Below are 5,818 nucleotides of genomic sequence, written 5' to 3' on the forward strand. Positions count from 1 at the left end.
TATTTACATTTAAGGGATATATAATTAATAAAAATTTACCCTTGACAAATGAAAATATTTTTTATGCAATGCTAGTGTTTTATTATACGTAATTTAATATTAATTAACAGTTAGTTTTAGTAGCTTATATAATTGGTTGTGAAAAATGAAAATAAATGTTTTAATATTTACTTGTTTTATTTAAAAAATCAAGGTCATAAGTGACTAAGTTATAAGTATACGCAAAGTTAGGCCCTACCATTTCCGGCAGAACCTCAGTCAGGTATTGCTCATTCTCCACTCTGAAGAACGAGGAGGAAAAATTGTGAGACTTTCATTTGTCGCTTTCGATAAAAACTTTCTTATTTATACATTATAGCATAAGAAAAGTGCCAGATTATATTATTTCACAGTTTTTTATATCTAAATGGCAGGCCAAATCATCCCAAATTGATCTCTTCTTATGTTTGATTACTCTTATTGAATAACCAAGTTTAACTGATATCTGCTTTGAAGAGTAGTAGAATTTAGATGGGATGTATCGCAAAGTCAAGCTAATAAATAAAAAAGCAGGGCCCTACTCCAAATAGAACCCTGCTTTTTATCAAATCTTATCTTCTACCTTCTACTTCTCCAACATTATTTTCTCTAATTCTAATGGTTCGACACGCCTTCCATCCTTAAAAGCCCTCATATTTCCTCCGGATATCTCATCTATCAGTACAATTTCTGCAGACTCCCCCACCTTACCAAACTCAAACTTTATATCATATAACTCAAGTCCTTTTTTACTCAGCTCATCTTTGATTATAGCCGAAATCTTCTTTGTTAACTCTTTTACTGTCTCATACTCATCATTAGTTAATATCCCCAACATATCTAAAGCATCCTTAGTTATTGGTGGATCTTTGCGTTCATCATCCTTAAGAGTAAACTCCACAAAAGAATCTAAGGCTTCGCCCTTTTCAACATACATCCCATAGCGTCTATAAAAGCTACCTACCGCTCTATGTCGGCAGATAACTTCAAGCCCCTCGCCAAACACCTCAGCAGGTAGTACAGTCATCGTTGATTCTTCAATATCTGCCTCTACATAATGAGTAGGTATTCCTTCACTTGCTAATCTTTCAAAAAACAGTTTGGTTAACCTTAATCCCGCTTTACCTGCGCCCTCTATTGTTAGTCCGACATTATTTGCTCCCGGATCAAAAACACCATCCTCACCTGTTACATCGTCCTTAAACTTTAATAAGTAATTCCCATCTTCTAAAACATATACATTTTTTGTTTTTCCCGTATAAATTAACTCCATAAATACCACCCATCCTTTCATCTAATATTATATATTAGCTAAAAATGATTTACAAACCTTGAAATAATAAAAGAACAAATTATTGTATTTGCTCTTACTTTATGATAATATATTATTACAATCCAAGAAAAATTAACCTACTAGGAGGTGATGTTTTGAAATTACTATTAATTTTAGCATTAATAGTTGCCTTAATAGCTATTTATATATTTTTCAAACCATTATTTAAGCAAAAGCAACCTCAAAACACTAATCCTAAAAAATCTAATCAGCTTCAAAAAGAAGCTACTAGTTCAACAAAAAAAACACCTTACCAAGATCTTTTCGATTCAAAATTTATAAAAGAATATACTTCTTTTGAAAGCATAGAAGAACTATTTACAGCCAGTGAGTTTCAAATAAAATCTAAAAAAGACCTTGATAGCATACCCCAAGACAAATGGAACGAATTTATTAGAAAGCATACCTCTTTTTTCACTTGGAAAGAAATGATTCAACAAGCTGGAGAAGAATGGTTTACCAAGCGATCAAACTTCTAATTTCGAAGATAACTTACTTATAATTTTCCTTCAAAAAAGACTCAGCAACACCAGGAAATAAAATATAAGAAAGCACATCCTCTTCTTTAGTAATAAACTCTTTAATCTCTTCTAGGTTAGCTTCAAACTGTGGCTTTAATAACTCAGCCGGTCTCTGTTTAATTGGCTCCTCTGTTTCTAATACTTTTTCTCTAATCTCAGCATCAATTTCCCCAGGAGGCGAACCGTACATTCCTCTAATATAGTCCTTAATTCCCTTAGACATTACATTATATCTTCTACCAGTAATCACATTCAGTACAGCTTGAGTTCCAATGATTTGACTAGTAGGAGTTACTAGAGGTGGATAGCCCATTTCTTTTCTCACTATAGGTACCTCCTCTAAAACCTGCTCATACTTATCCATCATCCCTTGTTCTTTTAATTGACTCTGTAAATTAGATAGCATACCTCCAGGTAACTGATTAATTAAAACACGAGGATCAACCTTAAAAGAACCAATATAATCGCTATATTTATTAGTAATATCTCTAAAATAAGCACCTAACTCATCTATCTTTTCCACATCAAGTCCCGTATCATAGCTAGTTTTCTCTAAAGCAGCGACTATTGACTCAGTAGTAGGTTGAGAAGTTCCCGAACTCAAAGCAGAAATAGCTGTATCTACAGTATCAACTCCAGCCTCTATTCCCTTTAAGTAGGTCATAAAAGCAAGCCCAGTCGTATTATGACTGTGCAGCTGAATTGGTAGATCTACGGCTTCTTTAAGCTCAGTAATAAGCTCATAAGCTCCATAAGGAGTCAATAGACCAGCCATATCTTTAATACATAAAGAATCCACCCCTAGCTCCTCTAAAGACTTAGCCATCTTTAGATACTGCTTTATATCATGGATAGGGCTGGTAGTATAGACAATACTACCTTGGGCTTGAGCTCCATATTTTTTAGTAAACTCTATTGCCTTGCTCATATTTCTGACATCATTAAGTGCATCAAAGATTCTAATAATATCTATTCCATTTATAATAGCCTTTTCAATAAACTTCTCCAATATATCATCAGGATAATGTTTATAACCTAAAATATTCTGTCCTCTCAATAACATCTGCAAAGGGGTATTCTTTACTCTTAACTTCATTTTTCTTAGCCTAACCCAAGGATCTTCATTTAAATAACGCAAGCAACTATCGAAAGTAGCCCCACCCCAAACTTCCAAAGAACTATATCCTATCTGATCCATCTTTTCTAAAATCGGCAACATATCTTCAGTCTTCATTCTTGTAGCTAATAAAGACTGCTGTCCATCACGTAAAATAGTCTCAGTTAAATTAATTTTCATTTTCATTCACCACCACTAAATTAAAAGAGCTTTTTTTAATTATAGCATAAATATAATAAAATTTTAAGAACTAATATCAGCTATTACTCTATTTCTTCATATTCTTCATATCTTTCGCATATTTCTAATGGACTTCTATATTCATAAATATCCCAGCAGTTTGAAAAATGCCGACATTTAAAACAATTTTGATACATTTTTTTCGCCTCCCTAATAAACCAAATTTTACTTTCATGTTTATAAATATTAGTTATCTTCAAGTATTGTTAATTAATCTCATCACTATCTATTTTATCCAAGTCATAGTATTATTATTTAGATTAAGTTAAATTTTATTTTAATAGATATAGATTATAATATTGATTGGTATGGAAAACTAAATAAATAGTTTTGATATTTATTTGGTTTTATAGGTAGATTAAGTCATAAGTGACTAAGTTTTAAGTTACTACGACCTTCTATCTTTAAACAGTTTCCAGATTAAGACTTCCAAATAATAATTAAAACTGCTAAAAGAATTCCAGTTCCCACAGCATTGGATATAATAGCCGCAGAAAAGCGATTAAATGTTAAACTATCCGCTGGTAATCTACTGGACAGTAAAAAAAGTTTCCACATAATATCAAACCCCTTTCACAAATATCATATCCAGTAAAAAAACCATTATACTTAATTTACTTGCAGAATCTTAACCTGAAAAATGTTCTTTGAAAAAATTATAAGTTAACGGAGTTTTCTCTTTAACCTCTAATCGGGATTCTTCACTTAAGTAATAAAGTGCAAATGCTTCGGCAAAATATTCATCACTATAATCTATAAAATAAGGATCATTAAATAAATTATATCTTTCTTTACGCCATATCTCTTGAAATTGACTAGTATTACTTAAACCTCGAAAAATATTAAGATCCACCAAATGGCCTATCTCATGCAACTCTAAATTAACAGTTCCGTGTAGATTTCCCGGGTCACTATGCCCAATTCGAACTATCACCGGGTTACCTCCTACTCCAGGTATATCATCCCAGGTTCTACCTGTACCTTCCCAACCTCTAGGAGTAACCCCGCGCAAATGACTATAAGCAGGAAAATCAGTTATTCTGCGCTGGGTAAAATAAATATTTGTAGAACTATTTTTTAACCTCTCCAATAAGTATAAATCCATATTAGCTACTCTAGCCAGCATCCTTTCCACTTCAGCCTGATCATACTCTGTATCAGGAATCTCAACAATCTCTCTTGCTATTTTCATTCTTTCGCTATCTAATTGCTGTCTATCCTCTGCTAAGAAAGCAAGAATTTCCTCTTCGGTGAAATAATGAATTCCATAATCGAGAACTACCTCTGTGGCGCTAGCTTTAGAAAAAGTAACACTCAGCATGGTAAAGCAAATAATTAGTACCATAATTAAAGATAACTTTGTTTTGCTAATTTTATTTTTAGACTGCATAATACTCTAAATCCCCTTCCGCTTAATATAGTTTTAGTCTTCCAGCTCCAGCAAACCATTGACCTCTATTTAATCCCTTGATAGACCAGTTTTCCAATCTAACTCCAGACTCAATTCCTTGATCCGGATTTGAATAAGATGAAGCATGAAGAACTTCAAACTTTTCATACTTTTCAATCCACCTATTAAAAAGCCCCCCGTGAGTTATTCTATTTTCATCTCTAGTTATAAAAACAATATCCCCAGGTTGCATAGCTCTGGGAGGTATCAATATCACATTATACCTATGTAAATCATTCATAGTAGCATCAGTAGTTTCATAGTTACCGACTTTAAATATCCTCTCTTTACCCAAAGCTTGCTTATAAGAATAAGTAATCAAACCTGAACAATCAAAAATATCTGGACCACGACCACCCCATACATAAGGACTTCTTTTCTGTTGTTTAGCTATTTCTAAGGCTCTTTGTGTCTGTTGATCTGAAACCATCACATTATCCAATGGAGATAGACAGCCACTAATTAATAATGTAATTAATAAAATTAATATCATTAATTTGCATTTGATTTTAAATAACCTCCTCTTCCTAATTAAATTACTTTTTTAGATCTATGACTTCATTGTTCTAGTTAATATTCTCCTATTCCTCTTTGATAATATTGCCATCACCACTCTAGCAAAAACAGTACTTAGATAAAATAAATGATTTACTATTGAAGTAATTAGCTAATTGTTGATATAATAACTAATAACTTGAAATTACTATTTAAAGAAAGGTGGATAAATGATGCTACATTCAATAACTCATCAAGAAATAGAAAAAGCAATTGATTACTTAGCCAATAATATGCCTAAAGATACACTACTTCAAATTCAAGAACAATTAAAAAATAATGATCCTAGTGGGTTATTTCGCTTAGGTTTAGGAATTAAAGTAAGAAATTTATTAAAAGAAGAATTTAATTGGAATGATTATGTGTTAAATGAGCTATGGGGTAGATTGATTATTAGAGCAGCAAAAAAAGTTCAAGATTAAATTAATAAATAGATTTATTGCTATTTATTTTTTGTAAAAACAACCTAGTCATAAGTGACTAGGTTTGAAGTGTACTTGATTGCTTTTTAAAACCCGAGTTCGACAGTTCATAGGTATAAAATAACTATTTAGAGGTCAGAAACCTTGATATAGCAGGGTTTG

At 32.0% G+C, this 5,818-nt stretch carries 7 protein-coding genes; 2 read left to right on the plus strand and 5 right to left on the minus strand.

Going from position 1 to position 5,818, the window contains the following annotated elements:
• Positions 1–604: 604 nt before the first annotated feature.
• Complete coding sequence (locus MWH30_RS13290) at positions 605–1,291, minus strand: phosphoribosylaminoimidazolesuccinocarboxamide synthase (protein ID WP_248664581.1); 687 nt, start codon at positions 1,289–1,291, stop codon at positions 605–607.
• Positions 1,292–1,446: 155 nt separating this feature from the next.
• On the opposite strand from MWH30_RS13290, the gene MWH30_RS13295 reads away from it, so the two are divergent.
• Positions 1,447–1,830, plus strand: coding sequence for a hypothetical protein (locus MWH30_RS13295; RefSeq protein ID WP_248664582.1), 384 nt, complete (start codon positions 1,447–1,449; stop codon positions 1,828–1,830).
• Between the two features lie 13 nt (positions 1,831–1,843).
• Here MWH30_RS13295 and MWH30_RS13300 read toward each other — a convergent pair whose 3' ends face one another.
• The 4 genes from MWH30_RS13300 to MWH30_RS13315 all read right to left on the minus strand — a co-directional run bounded on the left by MWH30_RS13300 (position 1,844) and on the right by MWH30_RS13315 (position 5,112).
• Positions 1,844–3,175 carry a pyruvate carboxylase subunit B gene (locus tag MWH30_RS13300; protein ID WP_372494189.1) on the minus strand — a complete coding sequence of 444 codons (1,332 nt, stop codon included), beginning with the start codon at positions 3,173–3,175 and terminating at the stop codon, positions 1,844–1,846.
• Positions 3,176–3,649: 474 nt separating this feature from the next.
• The gene (locus MWH30_RS13305) at positions 3,650–3,787 is read right to left on the minus strand and encodes a hypothetical protein (protein ID WP_248664584.1); all 138 of its coding nucleotides are present in this window, start codon (positions 3,785–3,787) and stop codon (positions 3,650–3,652) included.
• 70 nt (positions 3,788–3,857) lie between these two features.
• Positions 3,858–4,619: an anthrax toxin lethal factor-related metalloendopeptidase gene (locus MWH30_RS13310; RefSeq protein ID WP_248664585.1), complete on the minus strand. Its 762-nt coding sequence runs from the start codon at positions 4,617–4,619 to the stop codon at positions 3,858–3,860.
• A gap of 22 nt (positions 4,620–4,641) precedes the next feature.
• Entirely contained in the window at positions 4,642–5,112 is a 471-nt protein-coding gene (locus tag MWH30_RS13315; RefSeq protein ID WP_308221623.1) for a C40 family peptidase, read from the minus strand.
• A 295-nt stretch (positions 5,113–5,407) separates the two neighbouring features.
• Here MWH30_RS13315 and MWH30_RS13320 point away from each other — a divergent pair, with 295 nt between their 5' ends.
• On the plus strand, positions 5,408–5,656 hold the full coding sequence (locus MWH30_RS13320) for a hypothetical protein (protein WP_248664586.1): 249 nt from the start codon (positions 5,408–5,410) through the stop codon (positions 5,654–5,656).
• The last annotated feature ends 162 nt before the right edge of the window (positions 5,657–5,818 follow it).

This window comes from Fuchsiella alkaliacetigena (assembly GCF_023227765.1).
In the GTDB taxonomy this organism is placed as follows: Bacteria; Bacillota; Halanaerobiia; order Halobacteroidales; family Acetohalobiaceae; genus Fuchsiella; species Fuchsiella alkaliacetigena.

What these genes read in the sequence shown, in the direction of transcription:
- MWH30_RS13320 (WP_248664586.1), top strand. Translation starts at nt 5,408, where the DNA reads ATGCTACATTCAATAACTCATCAAGAAATAGAAAAAGCAATTGATTAC.
- MWH30_RS13300 (WP_372494189.1), bottom strand. Translation starts at nt 3,175, where the DNA reads ATGAAAATGAAAATTAATTTAACTGAGACTATTTTACGTGATGGACAG.
- MWH30_RS13290 (WP_248664581.1), bottom strand. Translation starts at nt 1,291, where the DNA reads ATGGAGTTAATTTATACGGGAAAAACAAAAAATGTATATGTTTTAGAA.
- MWH30_RS13305 (WP_248664584.1), bottom strand. Translation starts at nt 3,787, where the DNA reads ATGTGGAAACTTTTTTTACTGTCCAGTAGATTACCAGCGGATAGTTTA.
- MWH30_RS13310 (WP_248664585.1), bottom strand. Translation starts at nt 4,619, where the DNA reads ATGCAGTCTAAAAATAAAATTAGCAAAACAAAGTTATCTTTAATTATG.